The organism is Streptomyces sp. P9-2B-2 (assembly GCF_030406865.1).
GTDB classification, from domain to species: domain Bacteria; phylum Actinomycetota; class Actinomycetes; order Streptomycetales; family Streptomycetaceae; genus Streptomyces; species Streptomyces platensis.
Genome location: NZ_CP129126.1, coordinates 149,679 through 170,785, shown reverse-complemented (window position 1 = coordinate 170,785; position 21,107 = coordinate 149,679). Strand labels below are relative to the sequence as shown.

The 21,107-nt window shown below is 72.0% G+C and carries 19 protein-coding genes; 14 read left to right on the top strand and 5 right to left on the bottom strand.

Annotated features, from left to right (window positions below; all coding sequences use genetic code 11):
• Nucleotides 1-32 precede the first annotated feature (32 nt).
• A complete protein-coding gene (locus QT196_RS00810) occupies nt 33-1,244 on the top strand; it encodes a cytochrome P450 (protein ID WP_266738803.1) in 1,212 nt (403 codons plus the stop codon).
• 109 nt (nt 1,245-1,353) lie between these two features.
• On the opposite strand, the gene QT196_RS00805 is transcribed toward QT196_RS00810, so the two are convergent.
• Both QT196_RS00805 and QT196_RS00800 read right to left on the bottom strand, forming a co-directional pair.
• Nucleotides 1,354-1,950, bottom strand: coding sequence for a hypothetical protein (locus QT196_RS00805; protein ID WP_168476459.1), 597 nt, complete (start codon nt 1,948-1,950; stop codon nt 1,354-1,356).
• A 112-nt stretch (nt 1,951-2,062) separates the two neighbouring features.
• Nucleotides 2,063-3,109 carry an LPXTG cell wall anchor domain-containing protein gene (locus tag QT196_RS00800; protein WP_290354106.1) on the bottom strand — a complete coding sequence of 349 codons (1,047 nt, stop codon included), beginning with the start codon at nt 3,107-3,109 and terminating at the stop codon, nt 2,063-2,065.
• 306 nt (nt 3,110-3,415) lie between these two features.
• Here QT196_RS00800 and QT196_RS00795 point away from each other — a divergent pair, with 306 nt between their 5' ends.
• Both QT196_RS00795 and QT196_RS00790 read left to right on the top strand, forming a co-directional pair.
• A complete protein-coding gene (locus tag QT196_RS00795) occupies nt 3,416-4,297 on the top strand; it encodes an aminoglycoside phosphotransferase family protein (RefSeq protein WP_266738801.1) in 882 nt (293 codons plus the stop codon).
• A gap of 104 nt (nt 4,298-4,401) precedes the next feature.
• Nucleotides 4,402-5,022 carry an L-threonylcarbamoyladenylate synthase gene (locus QT196_RS00790; protein WP_168476456.1) on the top strand — a complete coding sequence of 207 codons (621 nt, stop codon included), beginning with the start codon at nt 4,402-4,404 and terminating at the stop codon, nt 5,020-5,022.
• Nucleotides 5,023-5,163: 141 nt separating this feature from the next.
• Here QT196_RS00790 and QT196_RS00785 read toward each other — a convergent pair whose 3' ends face one another.
• Nucleotides 5,164-5,547, bottom strand: a complete 384-nt coding sequence (locus QT196_RS00785; RefSeq protein WP_211117246.1) for a DUF5997 family protein — start codon at nt 5,545-5,547, stop codon at nt 5,164-5,166.
• Nucleotides 5,548-5,605: 58 nt separating this feature from the next.
• On the opposite strand from QT196_RS00785, the gene QT196_RS00780 reads away from it, so the two are divergent.
• The gene (locus tag QT196_RS00780) at nt 5,606-6,385 is read left to right on the top strand and encodes a LysR family substrate-binding domain-containing protein (protein ID WP_168476454.1); all 780 of its coding nucleotides are present in this window, start codon (nt 5,606-5,608) and stop codon (nt 6,383-6,385) included.
• A gap of 57 nt (nt 6,386-6,442) precedes the next feature.
• Here QT196_RS00780 and QT196_RS00775 read toward each other — a convergent pair whose 3' ends face one another.
• Nucleotides 6,443-7,285, bottom strand: coding sequence for a MerR family transcriptional regulator (locus QT196_RS00775; RefSeq protein WP_168476453.1), 843 nt, complete (start codon nt 7,283-7,285; stop codon nt 6,443-6,445).
• Nucleotides 7,286-7,771: 486 nt separating this feature from the next.
• Nucleotides 7,772-9,259, bottom strand: coding sequence for an alpha/beta hydrolase (locus tag QT196_RS00770; protein WP_290354105.1), 1,488 nt, complete (start codon nt 9,257-9,259; stop codon nt 7,772-7,774).
• Nucleotides 9,260-9,426: 167 nt separating this feature from the next.
• Here QT196_RS00770 and QT196_RS00765 point away from each other — a divergent pair, with 167 nt between their 5' ends.
• From QT196_RS00765 to QT196_RS00720, 10 genes are read left to right on the top strand one after another with little or no spacing between them, the layout of a single operon-like run.
• The gene (locus QT196_RS00765; protein WP_290354104.1) at nt 9,427-10,683 is read left to right on the top strand and encodes an ATP-grasp domain-containing protein; all 1,257 of its coding nucleotides are present in this window, start codon (nt 9,427-9,429) and stop codon (nt 10,681-10,683) included.
• Nucleotides 10,680-11,531: a DUF364 domain-containing protein gene (locus QT196_RS00760; protein ID WP_168476451.1), complete on the top strand. Its 852-nt coding sequence runs from the start codon at nt 10,680-10,682 to the stop codon at nt 11,529-11,531. Before QT196_RS00765 ends, QT196_RS00760 begins: the two co-directional genes overlap by 4 nt.
• Nucleotides 11,528-12,682 carry a PLP-dependent cysteine synthase family protein gene (locus tag QT196_RS00755; RefSeq protein ID WP_290354103.1) on the top strand — a complete coding sequence of 385 codons (1,155 nt, stop codon included), beginning with the start codon at nt 11,528-11,530 and terminating at the stop codon, nt 12,680-12,682. The genes QT196_RS00760 and QT196_RS00755 overlap by 4 nt, the downstream gene beginning before the upstream one ends.
• A complete protein-coding gene (locus QT196_RS00750) occupies nt 12,679-13,809 on the top strand; it encodes a dipeptide epimerase (protein ID WP_290354102.1) in 1,131 nt (376 codons plus the stop codon). The genes QT196_RS00755 and QT196_RS00750 overlap by 4 nt, the downstream gene beginning before the upstream one ends.
• Nucleotides 13,806-15,092 (top strand): MFS transporter, encoded by a 1,287-nt coding sequence (locus QT196_RS00745; RefSeq protein ID WP_290354101.1) that lies wholly within the window; start codon nt 13,806-13,808, stop codon nt 15,090-15,092. Before QT196_RS00750 ends, QT196_RS00745 begins: the two co-directional genes overlap by 4 nt.
• Nucleotides 15,093-15,112: 20 nt before the next feature.
• A complete protein-coding gene (locus QT196_RS00740; RefSeq protein ID WP_290354100.1) occupies nt 15,113-15,904 on the top strand; it encodes a class I SAM-dependent methyltransferase in 792 nt (263 codons plus the stop codon).
• Nucleotides 15,905-15,953: 49 nt separating this feature from the next.
• On the top strand, nt 15,954-17,555 hold the full coding sequence (locus QT196_RS00735; RefSeq protein WP_266738795.1) for an ABC transporter substrate-binding protein: 1,602 nt from the start codon (nt 15,954-15,956) through the stop codon (nt 17,553-17,555).
• On the top strand, nt 17,552-18,505 hold the full coding sequence (locus tag QT196_RS00730) for an ABC transporter permease (protein WP_290354099.1): 954 nt from the start codon (nt 17,552-17,554) through the stop codon (nt 18,503-18,505). Before QT196_RS00735 ends, QT196_RS00730 begins: the two co-directional genes overlap by 4 nt.
• Nucleotides 18,502-19,497: an ABC transporter permease subunit gene (locus QT196_RS00725; RefSeq protein WP_290354098.1), complete on the top strand. Its 996-nt coding sequence runs from the start codon at nt 18,502-18,504 to the stop codon at nt 19,495-19,497. Before QT196_RS00730 ends, QT196_RS00725 begins: the two co-directional genes overlap by 4 nt.
• Nucleotides 19,488-21,068: an ATP-binding cassette domain-containing protein gene (locus tag QT196_RS00720; protein WP_290354097.1), complete on the top strand. Its 1,581-nt coding sequence runs from the start codon at nt 19,488-19,490 to the stop codon at nt 21,066-21,068. Before QT196_RS00725 ends, QT196_RS00720 begins: the two co-directional genes overlap by 10 nt.
• Nucleotides 21,069-21,107: the final 39 nt, after the last annotated feature.

The following is a 21,107-nucleotide window of genomic DNA, read 5'->3' as shown; positions in this document are numbered from 1 at the left end:
CCCCACAGCGACAGTGATGAGGAGCCCCGCGCATGGCTGCGGACACCTTGTTCCAACGGATCACCGACTACGCCCACCGTGCCGACCCCTATCCGCTCTTCGCCGAACTCCGTGAGCACCGGGTGGCACGGCAGGAGGACGGCAGCTACCTGGTCGGGACCTACCACGAGATCGAAGCGCTGCTCCACGATCCACGGGTCAGTTCGGACCGCCGCAACCGCACCGCCCCGGACGAGACCGAGACCGGCGACGAAGGACTCCCGCCGGCCTTCATCGGACTCGACGACCCCGAACACCACCGGCTGCGGAGCCTGGCGATGCGTTCCTTCGGCCCGCCCCACACGCCCGGCCGGATCAATGCCATGCACGGCGAAATCAGCCGCATCGTCAAGGACCTCCTCGCCGGCCTGGAGGGCAAGAAGCAGATCGACATCGTCGACGACTTCGCCTACCCGCTCCCCGTCACCGTGATCTGCCGCCTGCTGGGCGTACCGATCGAGGACGAGCCGCGGTTCCGCCAGTGGTCGGACGCGATCGTCGCCGGCATCGACCCCAACCCCAGGGAGGACCCCGCCGAGCGCCAACGCGCCGCCGCGGAGGCCCGGAAGACGATGGCGCTCTATCTGGGAGACCTCGCCGAAAAGCGCCGCGACCATCCGTCCGACGACATGCTCTCCGCGTTCGCCGCAGGAGACGACACCGACGGCCGGCTCACCCCGCTCGAAATCATGACCACGTCCGTGCTGCTGCTGATCGCCGGCCATGAGACCACGGTCAACCTGATCACCAACGGGATGCTCACCCTGCTGCGCCACCCCGACCAGCTGGCACGTCTGCGCAGCGACCCCACACTGATGCCCCGGGCCGTGGAGGAACTGCTGCGCTACGAGCCGCCCGTCCAGATGCTCCCGCAGCGCACCCCGCTGGCCGACATCGAGGTCGCGGGGCTCACCGTCCCCAAGGGCGCCCCGCTCATCCTGATGCTCGCCTCCGGCAACCGTGACCCCGAACGGTTCCACGACCCCGACCGTTTCGACCCGCTCCGCGAGGACATCCAGCATCTCGGCTTCGGCAGCGGCATCCACAGTTGCTTCGGCGCCCCGCTCGCCCGTCTGGAGGCCCAGATCGCCCTGAACACACTTCTCCAGCACCTCGACACACCCCGCCTGCCCGAGGACCCGCCACCGTACCGGCGCAGCCCGGTACTGCGCGGCCCCCGGCACCTCCTCGTCGAGCGCGGCTGAGGGGCGCCGGGGGCGCTGGAAGCGGCATGGGGCGGAGGCCGGAGGCCGGAGCCAGGCTGGGGAGAGCTGCCGCCGTCGGGCCGCAACGGCGGCAGCCCTCCCCGCAGTGTCAGCCCGCGGGCGGGTAGAAACTGCCGATGGCCTCGCCGTCGGACGTGCACTCCGTGTCGCGGTAGCGGTCGATGAAGGTGCCGGTGAGGCCGGTGTACGCGTCGTACGTCTGGTCCAGGGGCAGGTCCTTGCTCACCCTGAACCGCAGCTGCATGTGGACGGACTCGCGGGGCTTCAGCGTCTTCGGGCCGGGGACGGTGCCGCCGGCGTTCCCATTGGCCTGGCGCAGCGTCTTCCAGGCGCGCTGCGAGGTGTCCCAGTACTGCAGATCGCCGTACGGGCTCAGGTCACGCTCGCCCTCGTTGTAGATGTAACTGCCGAGCTTGGCGCTGAGTTCGAACGACTTCAGCTCCTTCGCCGAGGTGTTGGTGAGCGTGGCGGTGTAGGTCATCCAGTGAGTGCCGAGAGTGATCGCCTTGGGTATGCCGAACGTGCGGCCCACTAAGGCGTTGTTGTGGTGCTGTCCGTTGCTGACGTCGGAGCACGACGGGATTTCCGCGGCAGGGGCCGCCTGAGAGGCGGGCGCGGCGGCCACCACCACGGGGAGCAGGGCGGCCGTCGCGGCCGAGAGCGACAGGGCACGGCGCAGTTTCATGAAGATCTCTTTCCTGGTTCTTCGGACCTTGGAGCCTTTGTTTCCTGTGCCATTGAGTGCCAAAGGCCATGGGTTCTTGGGTTGTCAGGTTCTTGGAGAAATGGTGGGGGGCTTACGCGGTGACGTCCGTGGCGCCCGGACCGGCCACGCCCCGCCTGCGGCGCACGCCGATGACCGCACCCGCGCCGACCACCATCGCGGCTCCGCCGATGAGAGCGATCGCCGGGAGCGCGGATGAGGAGCCGGTCGCGGCGAGGTGGGCGCCGCCCTGCGGGCTGAGGCCACCGGTGGAATCGGAACCACCCGTACCGCCGCCGGACGCGGCGCTCTGGCCGGTCTCGGCCGTGCCACCCGGCTTGCCCGGCTCACTCGGCTTGCTGGTCGGGGGCTGCGTCGGCTTCGCGCCCGCGGGGAGGATGGTGAAGTCGGACCAGGCTTCCTTGGCCGAACCACAGGAACCGTCGCGGTTGCGGTAGTCGCCGGCGGCGAGCGCGTACCCGGCGCCGGGCTTGGCGTTTTTGACGGCGCGGGTGCGCAGTTGGAGCGTGACGGTGCTGCGCGGACCGACGGCAACGAAGCCGAACACGTCCTCGGGCTCCGCGTCATGGAAGGTCTTCCACTTGCCCGTCTTGGCGTCGCGGTACTCGGTCTCCAGCTCCCAGTACGGCCGGTCGACATCTTCGGCGGAGGACACGAGCAGATACGGCTGGACCTCCGCCAGCGGCTTGTCGGTGGTGTTGGCGAGTGTCATGGAGAAGGGGCTCCAGGCGCCGCCCGCAGTCAGCTGGCGCGGCAGCCCGTGGACGGCCACCTGCAACTGCGCGGACTCGAACGCACAGGACTGACCCGCACCATCGGCCTCACCGGCGTCCTTGCCTCCACCGGTGGCACCACGCGCGCCGGTGGCCCCTTTGGTGTTCCCTTCGGCGATCCCGACGGCTTTCGGGGGCTTCCCTGAGGCGGGACGGGCGGCCCCGTCGCGGCCCTGGGGTGCCGAGCCATTGGCGGCGGCTTCGGGTAAGTCGGGAGAGGCGGGCGTGCGGGGGCCGGCCTCGGACACCGGCTCCGTTGCGAACGCGGCGGCGGGTGCGGCCAGTACGGCGGCGGGCGCTATCACTGCAGCCGCTGCGGCGGCCGTCAGGGCGCGGCGAATCTTCATCCAGCAGACCTTTCGTATCCCAAGTGCCGCCTGAGCGGCACAGGTTGACGTGCGTCATGTTCAGGCCGTGCGTGACTCATGGTGTGCGTGAGCGCGCTTGCAGAGATGCGTACATGCGCACACCTACGCCTCATATAGGAGGATTCGCGCCGCGAGAAGGTTCCGCATTCACGTCACTGAAGTGGCGCATGGGTGGGAAATGTCCTGGGATTGCCCTTGAGGTCTGTCTTCAAACGAACAGGTTGGCAAGCGGCAGCAGTGATATTCGATATGAGCCGACACAGGTCCGCCCCTACGATCGATGGCGTGATCGACATCCCGGAAGAGCTCGTTGCCACGCAGGCCAGGTTCAACGGTGCGGCGGGGCGTGACTTCATTGCTGCGTTGCCGGGGCGGGCCGCGGAGTTTCTGGACCGTTGGGGGCTGAAGCCGACCGGGCCCTCGCTGTGTGGGATGGCGGCGCTGGTGCTGCCGGTGGAGCGGAGTGACGGGACGCCTGCGGCGCTGAAGATGCAGTTGCTTGACGAGGAGAGTGCGGGGGAGCCGGTCGCCCTGCGCGTCTGGGGTGGTGACGGCGTCGTACGGCTGCTTGAGCACGATGCGGGCACCAATACGCTGCTGCTCGAACGCCTCGATGAGAAGCGCCACTTGTCGACGCTCGATGACTCCCGCGAGGCCATCCGGATCCTCGCCGAACTGCTGGCCAGGCTCTGTGCCGTGCCCGCGCCCGCCGGTCTGCGTCAGCTGGGTGACATCGCGCAGCAGATGCTCGACACGGTGCCGGACGCCGTGCGTAAGGTCGCGGATCCGGCCGAACGGGAGCTGCTGAAGAGCTGTGCGGCGGCCGTACGCGAGGTCGTGGGCGAAGCCGGTGACCGGCTGCTCCACTGGGATCTGCACTACGACAACATCCTCGCCGCGGACCGGGAGCCCTGGCTCGCCATCGACCCCAAGCCGCTGGCCGGCGACCCGGGCTTCGAGCTGATGCCCGCGCTCGCCGATGACTTCGATCCGTCCGAGGTGCGCTACCGCTTCGACCTGATGACCGACGTGCTGGGCCTCGACCGGCAGCGGGCGGTCGCATGGACGCTGGGGCGGGCCTTGCAGAACCTGCTGTGGAACATCGAGGACGGGGACGAGCTGGAACACGAGCAGCTCGCGATCGCGCAGCTGCTGCTCGGGCGGTGAGCGGGCTGACGCCGCGCCGCGGGGACGCTCTCCGTGCGCACTCTGTCCGGCGTCGTCGTCCTGGCCGTCCGGGTGCGGGAGTCCTGATCACGTAGGCTCGACGGATGGCGAAGTATTTCGACGTACACCCCGAGAATCCTCAGCGGCGCACCATCAGCAACGTGGCCGACAGCATCCGCTCCGGCGCGCTCATCGCATACCCGACGGACTCCTGCTTCGCGCTGGGCTGCCAGCTGGGCAGTCGCAGCGGTATCGAGCGGATCAAGTCGATCCGGAACCTCGACGACCGGCACCACTTCACCCTCGTGTGCGAGAACTTCTCGCAGCTGGGGCAGTTCGTGCACATCGACAATGATGTGTTCCGCGCGATCAAGGCAGCCACCCCCGGCAGTTACACCTTCATCCTTCCCGCGACGAAGGAGGTGCCGCGCCAGCTGCTGCATCCGAAGAAGAAGACGGTCGGCGTCCGGATCCCGGACCATGTCGTCACTCAGGCGCTGCTCGCCGACCTCGGTGAGCCGCTGCTCTCCAGCACTCTGCTCCTGCCCGACGAGGAGGAGCCGATGACACAGGGGTGGGAGATCAAGGAACGGCTCGACCACGTCGTGGACGCCGTGATCGACTCGGGCGACTGCGGCACCGAGCCGACCACCGTCATCGACTTCTCCGGCGGCGGGGCCGAGATCGTCCGCCGGGGCGCGGGCGACGTCTCGCGGTTCGAGTAGCCGGTCTCTCTCAGGGTGTCGCGCTCGTGACGGCCGGCTACCGGTGGAGTTCGCCGCCCACCGGGCCGGGCGGACGGGTACGTACCCGCCCGCCCGCGGCCGGCATCGTTGCGGGCAGAGATCAGGAGCGCGGGGGCGGGACTACTCGTCTCGCTCCGCGTTCTTCTCCTTGATCCGGACCGCTTCCTTACGGACCTCGGCCTGGGTGGCGCGCTCCCGCTCCAGCCACTCGGGGCCTTCCTGCTTCAGCGCCTCGATCTGCTCCGTGGTCAGAGCCTCGGTGACACCGCCACGGGCGAGACCGGAGATGGAGACGCCGAGCTTGGCGGCGACCACCGGCCGGGGGTGCGGGCCGTTGCGGCGCAGTTCCACCAGCCACTCGGGCGGATCGGTCTGGAGTGCGTTCAGCTCGGTGCGCGAGACGACACCCTCCTGAAATTCGGCGGGGGTGGCCTCGAGGTACACCCCCAGCTTCTTCGCCGCGGTCGCGGGCTTCATCGTCTGGGGGGTCTGGTGCGACTTCATGCTGCCAAGGGTATCGAGCATGTGCGCTACCTCTGACCACGACCGGTAACCTGGCGGCGTGACAAGCTCGGAAGCATCCTCGTCGTTCCGGCTCGCGTATGTCCCGGGAGTGACGCCCACGAAATGGGTGCGGATCTGGAACGAGCGGCTGCCCGACGTCCCCCTGACCCTGATCCCGGTGCCCGTCGCCGAAGCCTGCGCGGTGTTGCGGGACGGTGGCGCCGACGCGGGTTTCCTGCGGCTGCCGGTCGACCGGACGGATCTCGCCGCGATTCCCCTCTACACCGAGACGACCGTCGTCGTGGTCCCGAAGGATCACCTCATCACGGCGTTCGACGAGGTGACCGCCGAGGACCTGGCCGACGAGATCGTGCTGCACCCGCTCGACGAGACCCTTGAGTGGGAGCACCGGCCGGGACTGCCCGCGCTCGAGCGTCCCGCCACGACGGCGGACGCCATCGAGCTGGTGGCGGCAGGTGTGGGACTCCTCGTGGTCCCGCAGTCACTGGCCCGGCTGCACCACCGCAAGGACCTCACCTACCGGCCCGTCTCGGACGCCCCCGAGTCGCGCGTCGCGCTGTCGTGGCCGCAGGAGGAGACCACCGACCTGGTGGAGGACTTCATCGGCATCGTCCGCGGCCGGACCGTGAACAGCACCCGTGGCCGCTCGCAGGCCCCGGCACCGGCACAGCCGAAGGGCAAGCGTCCCGAGGCGGGCGGCGCCCGGCGGAAGCCCGCGGCGGGCAAGGCAGCGGGGAAGCCGGCCGGCAAGAGCCCGCGGAGCGGTTCCGGCGGCCCCAAGGGCGGCAGGCGCGGCAAGCCTCGCCGCCGGTCGTAGCTCCGGCGCCGCGCATCCCCCATAGCTCTCGGTGCGCAGGGGCCGTCGCTCGTCGCCTCATCCGTTCGCGCCGGTCTCGTCCAGAGTGCGGATCGCCGCAGCGGTTTCGACACCGTCGTCGTGCAGCAGATGCCGCATGCGGATGGTGTCGATGTATGCGTCGTCGAGGGGATACGGGACCAGGCGCGAGAGCGCGGTGCAGTACTTGGCGATCGAGGATGTGCCCGGGATGAATATCGACAGTTCCTCCCGGGCCTCGAAGAGCTGTACCTCGATGTCGCCGGGCAGCGCCGCGAGGGCGCCCTCGTCCGCCGTGACGGGAATCTTCACCAGCCAGCGCGGCCGCTCGCCGGAGAAGGTCTGCTCCTTCTGCTCAGGGGTCTCGCAGGCCAGGGTGTGCCAAGGAGGCCCCGACACAACGGCTCCGCAGGACTCCACGGTCTTGACCACGTCCTGAACGGTGGCGGTGATGGCGGCATCATCCCTGTCCCATGCGTACTGGGTGCGCACGTCTGATGTGCCAGGCACCAGCTTCGACACCACAGTCATCTCGGGTGCGTGACGCCGGCGCACCTCCGGCCACGAGTCGAAGAATCTCCGCGCGTCCCTGATCGCCTCGTCCTGAGCCTGCCGCTGGCGCTCTACCTCTGCACTGTGCTGCTGCAGCAGGGCCGGGGCCTCCTCCGGCTCGTCGAGAGCACGCCGGACGAGTTTGACGCTCATCCCCGTGCCGCGCAGGACGGTGATCAGCATGGCCTGTTCGACCTGCTTAAACGTGTATGAGCGGTAGCCGGTCTGCTCGTCGACGTAGGCCGGGACGAGCAGACCCTCGGAGTGGTAGTACCGCAGCGTCTGTGGCGGCAGCTGGCACATTTCGCTGAATTCGCTGATCGACAACATGACGCCATGGTCGCCCTTACAGCGACTACAAGGTCAAGCGTCGGCATCAGCCGCCGATCACCGAGTGACGAGACATCCCTCAGGCAGGACAGCGTCGTGGTCTCCGCGGGCCCGGCGAAAGTCGGTGGATCGGGCGCTGAGGGCGTTGCGATAACTCCGCCTTCTTCAGCGGGTGGTGGCGACGGGGGCGTCGCTGACCTCACCCGCCTTCCACGACGTGTATCGCCCCTACCTCGCCGCGGTGTGGACCTACCGGGTGGCGGTTCGCACCGAGTTGGAGGGGCTGCCTCTGTCGCCTGCGGTGTTTCGGGTGGGACGGGTGGGACAGCAAGGATCGCTGCGCGATATCTGATGAGGCGGGCGCGGGGGGCGGGTGAACGCCGGGGAGGCGGGGACGGTGCCGGCCCGGGCCCTGTCGTACGGGCCGGGCCGGCTGACCTCATGCAACAGGCCTCAGGGCGTGGGCACCCCGGCGTACAGCCCCGCTCAGGGTGTCGGCAGTCCGGGCCCCGTGCAATGCACGTCGGCGCGTGGCACGGTGCCGTCGGTCAGGTAGGCCGCGGCCGTGTCGTCCACGCAGGTGTTGCCCCGGCTGGCGAACACCCCGTGGGAGTAGTCGTCGTGGAGGGAGACCAGACGGGAGCCGGGCAGTCGCCGTTGCAGGGCCCGGGCGCCTTCGATGGGGGTGACGGGGTCGTGTGCGGAAGCGATCAGCAGGACCGGTGGTGCGTCGGGGCTGCCGAGCGGCGTGGCGTGTGCGGGACGGTGGTGCCAGTACGCGCACACCGAGGTCTCCATACCGGTCAGCACCGGCTGGGGGTCGAGGCGTCGCATCCGCCGGATGTCGGCGAGGATGCGGGCGGGTGAGGGCGCCGGTCCGTCCCCGCACTTGACCGTGCGGTTGGCGGCTTCGTACGTGCGTGACGCGGGACCGTCGAAGGGCTCTGCCGGGCGCAGCGGGCCGGTGGTGCCGTCGCGCAGGTAGGTGCGCAGGCCGTCGGCGAGGCCCGCCCAGCGTTCGGTGCGGCCCAGTGCCCGGTAGACGGCGCGGTCGAACTCCGCCGCCCCGAAGCCGTCCACGGGGCGCTCGGCGAGACCGTCCCGCACCCGCTGGTACGCGGTCCGTACCGCCGCTGCGTCGGTGCCGAGCCCGAAGCGTTCCTGGTGCCGGGCCGCCCAGTCGAAGAACGTCGCCCGCTGGCGCACCATGGCCCGGCTCTGGAGAAGGTCGAAGTCGTACCAGTCCTCGGGGCCGACGACGCTGTCCAGCACCATCCGGCCCACCCGCTGCGGGAATTGAGCGGCATAGGCGGCCCCTAGGTAGCTGCCGTAGGAGACGCCGAGGTAGCCGATCCGGGGCTCACCGAGTGCCGCGCGCAGGGCGTCCATGTCCCGGGCGGTCTCGGTGGTCGACAGGTGCGGCAGGGCGTCCTTGAGGTGCTGGGCGCAGTCGTCGGCGGTCCGTCGCAGGCCGTCGAGGTGGGCGCGCTCGGCCGTCCGCCCCGTCGGCACCGGGTCCTGCCCCGGGCTGTCGAAGAGGCCGCCCATCGGGCCGCAGTCAGCGGGTGCGCTCGCGCCGGTGCCGCGCGGGTCGAAGCCGATCACGTCGTAGGAACGCCGCACCCGCTCCGGCAGCTTGGCGCGCTTGGTCACCGCGTAGGGGAGGCCCGATCCGCCGGGTCCGCCGGGGTTGACCAGCAGGATGCCCCGCCGCTCGGCGGCCGGGCCGGAGGCGCGGACCCGGGAGATGGCGATGTCGAGGTGCTTGCCGTGCGGGTGGCTGCGGTCCAGGGGGACGCGCAGCCGGCCGCACTCGACGCGTTCGGGTGCGGGCGGCGCCGGTACGGAGTCGGGGCAGGCGCCGAAGTGGAGGGCCGGTGGTGGGGGAGCGGCGGGGGCGGGGGCGGCCGGGAGCAGGGCGGCGGTGGCCGTGAGGGCGCAGAGCAGGCCGGTGCGGCGTACGGCAGGAATCACTGGTCTCGCATTCGGGAGTGCGGCGTAGGGCGCCGCAGGACTTGGTGATGAAAATGATTATCGTTTACAGTGTGGCCCGGTCAAGCGAACGGCCCTCGCCAAGGGGGCGCCGCTTCGCCAAGTACCGCCGCACCAACGCCCGAACAACGCTGCCAAGAAGGGACACCGTGGCTCATCTGCTGATGGTCGAGAGCTGGGTCGGAGCGATGAGCAGGCTGCTCCCACGTGCGATCCGGGAGGGCGGACACGAGTTCAGCTTTCTCACCCGCGACCTGCACCACTACCTGCGCTCCGCGCCCGAGGGTGCCGCTCACCCGCTGCTCGGCGCCCGCAATGTGCTGACCGCCGACACCAACGACCCCGCAACGCTGCTGCCGTACGCCGAGCGGCTGCACACCGCGCTCGGCTTCGACGGTGTGATCACCTCCTGCGACTACTACCTCCCGGCCGTCGCGCGGATCGCCGGCCGGCTCGGGCTGCCCGGCCCGGCGCCCGAAGCGGTCGAGAACGCCTGCCGCAAGGACGCGACCCGGCAGACCCTCGCCGCCGCCGGGCTCCCCGGGCCGCGCTTCGCGGTCTGCGCGGACCGGTCCGAGGCTGCCGCCGCCGCGGCGGAGATCGGCTATCCGCTGGTGCTCAAGCCCGTCGACCTGTGCGCGGGGATGTTCGTACGGCGGGTTGACGACGAGGCGGAGCTGGCCCGCGCCTACCGCGCCGTCGAGGACTTTCCCGTCAACGCCCGCGGCCAGCGCCGGGCGCCCGTGGTCCTGCTCGAAGAGCTGCTCCACGGTCCCGAAGTCAGCGTCGAGACGGTGACGTTCGACGGGAGCACCGAGGTGGTCGGGGTGACCGACAAGAGCCTCGGCGGGGCACCGGCCTTTATCGAGACCGGCCATATGTTCCCCGCCGCGCTCCCGGCGGCCGATACCGCCGCGGCCGGGGAGACGGCCCGGCAGGCCATCGCGGCACTCGGACTCGACGGCGTCGTGGCGCACACGGAGATCAAGCTGACGCCCGACGGACCGCGTCTGATCGAGGTCAACCCCCGGCCCGCGGGCAACCGCATCACCGAACTGATCCGCCATGTCACCGGCGTCGACATCGCCGCCGCCGCGGTGGACCTCGCCATAGGACAACGGCCCGACCTGCGCATACGTGACACCGGGCTGCGCAGTGCCGCCATCGGCTTCCTCGTTCCGGAGGCCACGGGGGTACTGGAGGAGATCGACGGCGCGGACCTCGTGCGGACGGCGCCCGGAGTGCTTGAACTGCGGTTCGCCGAGCCCGGTACGGCGGTCAGGGCGGCCGGCAGTAACAACGAGTACCTGGGGCATGTCATGGCGGGTGACGCCGAGGGCCCGGACGCGCGCCGGAGCGTCGAAGCGTTGCTGTCCGAGCTGCGCCCGCGGGTGGTGAACCGATGACCACTCCCACCACTCGTCTCCCGGCCGCCGCCGCTTCGTACGACGATCTCGTGGACCGGGTCCTCGGCGGTGACTTCGGGCCGGACCCGCGCACCCAGCGGGTCGCCGTCGCCTTCAGCACCCGGCAGGCCGTACGCCACGAGAGCCGCAGTGGCGGCTACCGCAACGAGGTGCTGAGTCTGCGGCTGGCCGCCGCGGTCGGCTCGTGCGCGGTGGAGCCCGGTGAGCTGCCGGATGCCGCGATCGAGGACTGCGTCGGCGCGGACCTGGCCCGCCTGATGGCGCACGAACTGCGCCCGGTGCGGGTGGCCGCCCTCGACACCTATCTGATGCATGTACTCCCGCACACCCCGGCGAACGGCGCCCGGTCCTGGTCGCTGCCCGCCGGGTCGTCGCTGCGGAAGTCCCGGGCCAGGGCACGGGCCGTCGCCGGACTGGTCGATGCCGCGCCGGGCGCCCGGGTCCTCGTGGTCGGCGTGGTCAACTCGCTGCTGGAGGCGCTCCGTGCGCGCGGGCTGTCGTATGTGCCCTGCGACCTCAAGGGGGGCACGACGGAGTGGGGTGAACCGGTCCGCACCGACGCGCTCGCCGAGTTGGCGCACTGCGACGCGGTGCTCGCCTCCGGGATGACGCTCGGCAACGGCAGCTTCGAACCGCTGCGGGAACACGCCCTGCGCCACGGCAAGCCGCTGGTGATGTTCGCCCAGACGGGCAGTGCGGTACTGCCGCGGTTCCTCGGCTCCGGGGTGAGCGCGGTGTGCGCGGAGCCATACCCGTTCTTCTGGCTCGACGGCGGTCCTGGCACCGTCCACCGCTACCGCGCCGACGCATCCGGAGCCGCCCGATGACCACGGCCGTCCGGCAACACACCGGTAACCGCGAGCTCCTCGGCCTGCTCGGCCGCACCCCGCTCGCCCGGGTCACCGCCGACCTCCCCTGCCCGCACCCCGGATTCTGGGCCAAGCTCGAAGGGCTCGGCGCGGGCGGTATGAAGGCACGCGCCGCGGTGTCCATGCTGCTCGGTGCCCGCGAGCGCGGCCAACTACGGCCCGGCGCCCCCGTCGTGGAGTCCACCTCCGGCACCCTCGGCATCGGTCTGGCCTTCGCGGGCCAGGCGCTCGGCCATCCGGTCGTGCTGGTCGGCGACACCGAGCTGGAGCCGGCCATGCGGCGGCTGCTGCGGACCCACGGGGTCCGGCTCGAACTCGTCGACCGGCCGGCGGCCGAGGGCGGCTGGCAGGCGGCCCGGCTCGCCCGGCTGCGGCAGCTGCTCGCCGAACTGCCCGACGCGTACTGGCCCGACCAGTACAACAACCCCGACAATGTCGCCGGTTACGCCTCCCTCGCCGCCGAGATGGCAGCCGCACTCGACCACCTCGACGTCCTGGTCTGCAGCGTCGGCACCGGAGGCCACAGCGCGGGCGTCGTCGGCCCGCTGCGCCGGCACTGGCCGCGGCTGCGCCTGATCGGGGTGGACGCCACCGGCTCGACGATCTTCGGCCAGCCCGCCCGGGCCCGGCTGATGCGCGGCCTCGGCAGCAGCATCCATCCCCGCAATGTCGCCTACGACGCCTTCGACGAGGTGCACTGGGTCGGCCCGGCCGAGTCCGCCGACGCCTGCCGCAGGCTCGCCACCGGCAACTTCGTCAGCGGCGGCTGGAGCACCGGAGCGGTCGCCCTGGTCTCCGCATGGGCCGCGCGGGTGCACCCCGGAGCCGTCGTCGCCACCGTCTTCCCCGACGGGCCCCAGCGCTACCTCAACAGCGTCTACGACGACGACTTCGCCACCGCCCACGGCCTGGACCTGGCCACCGCCGCCACCCGCCCGGTCGAGATCCCGCATCCGACGGCCGCGGAGGCGACCGGATGGACCCGGTGCGGGACGGTCACCGACCCGCTCGTACCCCCGGGCGCGACCGGCGACCGCCCGCCCGCCCCGCTCCCCGGCACCGCCCCGCACCACCCCGCCCGCCCCACCACCTGGGAAGAAGCCCCGTGAAGGTCAGCCAGCGCACCGTACGACTCGAACTCACCGAGCCGCTGCGGATCTCCCGCTCCACGATGGCGGCCCGCGACGCCATATGGCTCGCCATCGAGCACCAAGGCACCCGCGGCTACGGAGAAGCCGTCACCAGCACGTACTACGGCCTGGACGCCGCCCGCCTCGGCCGGCTGCTGCACGAGGCCGGACGGGAACTCGCCCGCTGCGCCACCCCCGAAAGCGCCCTCGACGCCCTGCGCGCGGGCGAACTGCCCGCGCCCGGCACACCCCCGGCGGTGACCGCGGCCGTGGAATCCGCACTGCTCGATCTCGCCGGGAAGCGCGCCGGCGTCCCCGTGCACCGGCTGCTCGGCGCCTCGGAAGCGCCGCACGCCGCCACCGCCCGCACCATCGGCATCACCTCGTACCGGGCGGCCGCGGAGCAGGCCCGCCTCCTGACCCGGCGCGGCTTCTCCGTCCTCAAGATCAAAGCCGGTGCCCCGGACCCCGAGGACGACCTCGACCGCGTCCTGGCGGTACGCAACGCCGCACCGCACGCCCGGCTGCTGCTCGACCCCAACGGCGCCTGGAGCCCCGCCCTGGCCGACACCCTGCTGCCCCGCTACGCCGCCCTCGGCGTCGAGGCGGTGGAGCAGCCGCTCGCCCCCGGCGACCCCGAGGCGCTCGCCGCACTCGCCGCCCGCTCACCGCTGCCCGTCATCGCCGACGAGGACGCGGTCGGCTTCGAGGACGCCCGGCGGCTGGCCGGGCGGGTGCACGGCATCAACGTCAAGCTCGCCAAGTGCGGTGGTGTCACCGCGGCGCTGCGCATCGCCGACCTGCTCACCGGCAGCGGCACCGCGCTGATGCTGGGCTGCCTCACCGCCAGCACCCTCGGCCTCGCCCCGGCCGTCCACCTCGCCGACCGCGCCCGGTGGACGGACCTGGACGGCCACTTGCTGCTCGCCCACGACCCCTGGACCGGCATCGGCGGCACGGACGGCACCGTACGCGCCGGACGGGAACCGGGCCTCGGCGTACGGCCGGTCCACGGCGCACCACCACCGGGCGAGGAGCCGGCCGACTGGGAGACGACAGGCCAGGAGACGCCCGAGCCGGCCCGTGACGGGGAGGCGGCACAGTGAAGACCTGGCACGAGATGCGCCGCTTCCCGCTCGCCATCCGCCTGCTGCTGATCAACCAGCTCGGCGTCAACACCGGCTTCTACCTGCTCATTCCGTACCTCGCCGTGCACCTCGGCGAAGACCTGGGAATGTCCGCCGCGGTCGTCGGAATCATCCTCGGCGTGCGCAATCTGAGCCAGCAGGGCCTGTTCCTCATCGGCGGCTCGGCCTCCGACCGGCTGGGCGCGCGCCGCGTCATCATCGCGGGCTGCGCGCTGCGGACCGTCGGCTTCGGCCTCTTCGCGCTCGGCGACGGCCTGACCGTCCTCGTCGCGGCCTCCGTGCTCAGCGGACTGGCCGGAGCGCTGTTCAACCCCGCCGTTCGGGCCTACCTCGCACAGGAGGCGGGCACCCGCAAGGCCGAGGCGTTCGCCCTCTTCAATGTCTTCGCGACCACCGGCGCCCTGATCGGGCCACTGCTCGGCAGCGTCCTGCTGTTGGTCGACTTCCGGGTCTCCGCGCTCACCGCCGCCGCGATCTTCGCCCTGCTCACCGTCGCCCAGGCCGTCGTACTGCCCGCCTCCGAGGTCGCCCCCGCGACCAACAGCGTCCTCGGAGACTGGCGCGAAGTCCTCGGCAACCGCGTCTTCCTGGCCTTCGCACTGGCCATGGTCGGCATGTTCACCATGCAGAACCAGCTGTATCTGCTGCTGCCCGACGGCGCCCGGCGGGCCACCGGCTGGGACGGCGCGGCCGGTCTGGTCTTCCTCATCGGCACCGTCGCCAACCTCTCCCTCCAGATGCGGATCACCCGCGCCCTCAAAGAGCGCGGGAACCGGGCACGGTGGATCAGTGCCGGACTCGGCCTGATGGGGCTCGCCTTCGTCCCGCCGATGGCCGTCGCAGGCCTGGGGGAGCCGTCCGGCGGCCTCGGCGACGCCGCACTGCGCGCACTGCCCGTGCTGGCCGGGGCGCTGCTGCTCTACCTCGGCGTCATGGTCGCCCAGCCGTTCGTGCTGGAGCTGATCCCCGCCTTCGGCCGCGCCGAACTCACCGGCACCTACTTCGGACTCTTCTACGTGGTCTCCGGTATCGCCGCGGCGGCGGGCAACACCGTCGTCGGCTGGGCCATGGACACCGGCGAGCACACCCGTACCCAGTGGCTGCCGTGGGCGTGCTGCCTGGGCTTCGGCCTCGTCTCCGCGGCCGGTGTCGCCTGGCTGCACCGGCTGCGCGGTCTGCCGGGGGACACCACCGACCCGGCACCGGCCACCGCGGCGCCCACCACGACAGCGAAGACCTGACCACACCCATGGAAACGGACATGCACCGCGAAAACCTGCTGACCGACAACCCCGCGCTCTACGAGGCCCGCTTCCCCGACACCGAACGGCTCGCCGGCCGCTGGGCCGAGGACTGCCTGCGCCGGCACCGCTCGGGCAGCCGCGTGCTGGACCTCGGCTGCGGCACCGGACGCGACGCCGCGTATCTGCACCGGGCGGGCCGCACCGTCGTCGGGGCGGACCTCTCCGCCGCGATGCTGGCCCACGCCCGCACCCATCACCCCGGCCCGGACTACGTCCACGCCGACCTGCGCGACTTCGCCCTCCCCCAAGGCCCCTTCGACGCTGTCGTCTGCCTGGACAGCGCCCTGCTCTACTGCCACACCAACGCCGAACTCGACGGCTTCCTCGCCTCCTGCCGTCGCGGCCTCGCCCCCGGCGGGCTGCTCGTGGCCGAGATGCGCAACGGCGCCTTCTTCCTCGGCCGGACGGAACTGCTCGACGCCCCGGCCGTCCACGACGTCACCTGGCGCGGCACCACCTACACCTCCACCACCACGCTGTCCGTCGACCGCGCCGCCCAACTCCTGCGCCGCAGCCGCGTCTGGACCGCCGATGACGGCTCCCCGACCCACGAGCAGCGTTCCGCATGGCGGCTGCTCTTCCCCCAGGAGCTGCGGCACGCCCTGGCCGCGTACGGCTTCGAGGTCCTCGACCTGCACGACGGGCCGGGGCCGCGCACCGACCCGGCCTGGCACGAGGGCGCCGCGCCGGGCGCCTCCGCCGACGGGGACCGGCTGCACCTCGTCGCCCGGCTGACCCGGCACGCCTGACGCCCGTCCGACCTCCCGTCACCCACCCGCGCACAGCAAGGAAACCGCCATGTACGAAGGTCCCGTCCCCGACCCACGCTCTGCCGACCCACGCTTCCCCGGCCTGCGCCGCCGCGGCTTCCTCGCCGCGGCCGGCGGGGTGGCCGGTCTCGGCGCGCTCGCCCTCGCCGGCTGTACGGGCCCCGCCGGGGACGCCGCTGAGGGGGGCGGCAAGCCCCGGCGCGGCGGGAAGCTGCGCGCCGCCTTCGCGGGCGGCGGCGCGAGCGAGACCCTCGACCCGCATCTGGCCAACCTCTTCGCCGACGCCGCCCGCGCCAAGGCCCTCTTCGACAAGCTCGCCGACTTCGGCGCCGACCTCGCCGCCGAGCCGCGGCTGGCCGCCTCCTGGGAGCCGAACGCCGCCCTGGACCGCTGGACGGTGCGACTGCGCAAGGCGGCTTTCCACAACGGCAAGCCGGTCACCGCCCGCGATGTCCTCTACAGCTTCCGCCGCATCGCCGACCCCAAGAAGGCGTTCCGGGCCAAGGCCTCACTGGAGCCCCTCGACCTCAAGGCGAGCCGGGCCGCCGACGAGCACACCGTCGAGTTCGCACTGAAGCGCCCGACCGCCGAATTCCCCAACATCCTGGCCGCGTTCGGCGCCTATATCGTCCCCGACGGCGCCACGGACTTCGACACGAAGCCGGTCGGCAGCGGCCCGTTCCGCTTCGTCTCCTTCACGCCCGGACGCTCCGCCGTCTTCCGGCGCAACGACGACTACTGGGACGGCGCGCCCTACCTGGACCAGCTGGAATTCCTGGTCGCCAACGAGGAGTCCGCCCGCCTCAACTCCCTGCTGGGCGGCCAGGTCGAATACGCCCACGAGCTGACACCGACGACCGCCCGCGCCCACGAGGGCAGGGGACAGATCGAGATCGTCCGGCTGCGCAACAGCGCCATGCAGGCCTTCGCGATGAAGACCGACCGGCCGCCGTTCGACGACAAACGGGTGCGCGAGGCGTTCTTCCTCCTCACCGACCGCAAGGAACTGGTCGACGGCGCGCTCTCCGGCGCCGGAGAGGTCGGCAACGACCTGTTCGGCAAGGGGTACGAGTACTACGCAGACGGTCTGCCGCAGCGCGAGCAGGACCTCGACCGGGCCCGCCACCTGCTGAAGAAGGCCGGTGCCGACGGGCTGCGGGTCACCCTCGACACCTCGGCCGTCGCCGCCGGGTTCACCGAGTCCGCCGCCATCTTCCGCGACCAGGCCGCCAAGGCCGGAGTGCGGGTGAAGGTGGCGATGGGCAGCAAGGACAGCTACTGGCAGGACACCCTCGACTCCGGAACGCTGTGCTGCTACCGCTCCGGCGCGATGCCCATCGAATCGCACTTCTCCCAGCGCCTGCTGTCCGGCTCCACCACCAACGCCACCAAGTGGCATCACAAGGACTTCGACGCGCTCTACCAGCAGGCCCAGTCCACCAGGAACAAGGAGGATCGGGCCGCCGTCTACGCCCGTATGCAGCGCCGCCTGCACACCGAGGGCGGCTTCCTGGTCTGGGGCTTCGCCGACTGGATCCTGGGCACCGCCCGCACGGTCCGCGGCGTCGCGCACCGGGCCCCGGCCAACACGCTGGACTGGGCGCGCTTCGACAAGGTGTGGCTCGCGTGACCGGTCTGCGGTCGTGGCTGGTCCGGCGGCTGCTGCTCGGCGCCGGACAGACCGTCGCCGTCGTGCTGCTCGTCTTCGCCCTCACCGAGGCGCTGCCCGGCGACGCCGCGGTGGCGCTCGCCGGTGACCAGCCCGACCCCGGGCGGGTCGCGGCCATCCGGGAATCCATGCACCTCGACCGGCCCGCCCACGAACGCCTCGCGGCCTGGGCGGCCGGGCTGCTGCACGGCGACCTCGGCACCTCGCTGGCATCCGGCCGGCCGGTCAGCTCCTATCTGGCCGACGGCTTCGGACCGACCCTGCTGCTCGCCGCGCTCACCCTGCTCCTGCTGGTACCGCTGGCCGTCGGCCTCGGCGTCCTGGCCGCCCGGCACGAAGGACGGCTCCTGGACCGCCTCATCAGCTCGGTGACCCTGGGGGTGTACGCGGTACCGGAGTTCGCCTTCGGGGTGCTGCTGGTGACGGTCTTCGCGCTGCGCCTGGGCTGGCTGCCGCCGACCGCCGTCGGCTACGGCGACGATCTGCTCGCCCATCCTGCGGCCCTGGTGCTGCCCGTAGTGGTGCTGCTGTCCCGGCCGGTGTGCTCGCTGGCGCGACTGGTCCGCGCCGGCATGATCGAGGCACTGGCCTCGCCGTACGTCGCCCAGGCCCGCCGCTACGGCATCCCCGGCGCGCGCCTCCGCTATGCGCACGCCCTCCCCAACGCCCTTGCTCCCGCCGCCCAGCAGCTCGCCCGCACGGTCGACTGGCTGCTGTGCGGAGTCATCGTCGTGGAGGCCCTGTTCGTGATCCCCGGACTCGGCACGGTCCTGATGAACGCCGTCGCGGAACGCGATGTCCCCGTCATCCAGGGCCTGGCGGTCGTCTTCGGCTGCACCGCCGTCGTCCTCAACCTCGGCGCGGACCTGGTCACATACCGTCTGGTGCCCCGAACGGCGGTGGCGGCATGAACCCCCGTACGGTCCCCGGCCCGCGTCGCTTCACCCTCTCCCTGCTGATCCTCACCGTCCCGCTGCTGCTCGCCCTGCTCGGGCCGCTGTTCGCCGGGGAGCCCGGACCACGGGCCGCCTCCTTCACCTTCGGCGGCGGGCACTGGGCCGGCACCGACTTCGTCGGCCGGGACGTCTGGCGGCAGGTGCTGCTCGGCGGCCGCCCGGTGGTCCTGACCGCCCTCGCGGCGACGGCGCTGGCCTACGCGGTGGCGCTCCCGCTGGGCCTGATCGCCGCGCTGACCCACCGCCGTTGGCTGGAAGAGCTGGTGATGCGGCCGTTGGACGTGCTGCTCGCCGTACCGTCGCTGCTGTTCCTGCTGCTGGTGGCGGCGGTCCTGACGCCCGATGCCGGCGGCCTGGCGCTGCTGGTGGCACTGGTCAACATCCCGGACGCGGTGCGAGCGGTCCGGGCCGCCACTGCCGAAGCGGCCGCCCGGCCCGCGGTCGAGGCACTGCGGATGCAGGGCGAGACCTGGTGGCGGACGGCCATCGGCTATGTCGGCCGGTCGGCCCTGCGCACCCTCGCCGCCGACGCCGGGGTCCGGCTGACTGGCGTGCTGTACCTGGTCGCCACGGCCGCCTTCCTCGGCGTCGGCGCCGAACCGGACGCCGCCGACTGGGCGGTGATGGTCGACCGCAACCGGACCGGCATGTTCCTCCAGCCCTGGGCCGTCGTGCTCCCCGCCGTGCTGATCATGGCGCTGACCATGGGCACCAACCTGCTCTTCGACGCCGCCCTCACCCGGCGTGACCGCGGGCCGGGACGGGACCGTCGTGGCCGGAGGCCCGCACCGGACCGTGGCGACCAGGGGACCGCACCGGACCGTCGCCACCAAGGGCCCGCACCGGACCGAGTACCGCAACCCGGCCGCACCCCCGCACCACCTTCGCCCACCGACGGCCCGCCCCGCGCGCCCGGACGAGACGAGAAGAGCAACCCGTGCATCTGAACGAGTCCGAGGCCGCCGAGGTCCAGGACCTACGCGTCGAAATCGACGGCCGGGCCCTCGTCGACGGAGTGAGCCTGCGGGTGCCACCCGGCCGGATCACGGCTCTGATCGGCGCCTCCGGCAGCGGCAAGACCACCACCGGACTCGCCCTGCTCCACGAGCATCCGCCCGGCGCCAGGGTGACCGGCGAGGTCCGCGTCCCCGACACCCTCGTCGGCTACGTACCGCAGCACCCCGCCACCGTCCTCAACCCCGCCCGCCCGGTAGCCGCCCTCCTCCAGGACATCGCCCGCACCCAGGTGCGCCATCTGCCCCGCCGCGACCGCCGGACCGCGATCCGGCAGCGCATCCTGCGCGCGCTCGCCCAGGCCCGGCTCCAGGACGGCGAGACCCTGCTGCACCGTTACCCCCACCAGCTCTCCGGCGGCCAACAACAGCGCGTCGTCCTGGCCCAGGCCCTGCTGACCGGCGCCGGCATCCTCGTCGCGGACGAACCGACCACCGGCCAGGACGCCGTGACGAAGCAACAGGTCGCCGACCAGCTGGCCGCCGTCGCCCGGGAGGGCATCGCGGTACTGCTCCTGAGCCACGACCTGGAGGTCGTCCGGGCCCTGGCCGACCACGTCCATGTCCTGCGCGCCGGCCGCATCGTCGAATCCGGCACCCCGGAACAGCTCTGGAGCCGCCCTCAGCACTCCTGGACCCGGGCGCTCCTCACCCCCGCTGCCGCCACCGAGCCGTCGGAGGGCCCGCCCGTACAGAACGGGACCGACGAAACGGCCCCAGGCCCGGCCGCCGCCACAACGGTGCTCCGGGTGCGCAGCCTCATCGCCCGCCACGGCAAATCCACCGTCCTGCGCACCCCCGAACTGCTGCTCCCGCCCGGCTGTTCGGCGATCATGGGCCGCTCCGGCAGCGGCAAGACCACCCTCGCCCGCTGTGTCGCCGGTCTGCACCGGAGCTACGACGGCGAGATACTGCTGGACGGTGTCGCGCTGCCCCGCAGCCTCCGCGACCGCACCCGCGAGCAACTGGCCGCGGTCCAGTACGTCTTCCAGGACGCCCGCGCCGCCTTCGACGAACACCGCCCGGTCCTCGACCAGGTGGCCCGCAGCGCCGTCCGGCTGCGCGCGGCCCCGCGGACCGAAGCCCTGGCCGAGGCCGAGCGCACCTTGAGCAGCCTCGGGCTGCCCGGTGACCTCGTACGCCGAAGGCCCACGGAGCTCTCCGGCGGTGAACTCCAGCGCGCCGCCCTGGCCCGCGCCCTGCTCGCCCGCCCCCGGGTCCTGATCTGCGATGAGATCACCTCCGGACAGGACGCCGTCACCCGCCGCAGCCTCCGCACACTCCTCGCCGGCCTCGTACGCACCCACCCGGACCTGTCCCTGGTCCTCATCACCCATGACCGCGACACCGCGACCCTGGCCACCCGTATCGCCGTGCTCGACGACGGCCACGTCGTCGAACAGGGCCCGGCCGACGAACTGCTCACCGCCCCCCAACACCCCCTCACCGCCGCCCTGCTGCAACCGGCACCCGACGTCGGGGTCACGTCCGGGATGAGGGGCTGACGGAGCGCACCATCAAACGCCCCGGGAGCCGCCGAGGGG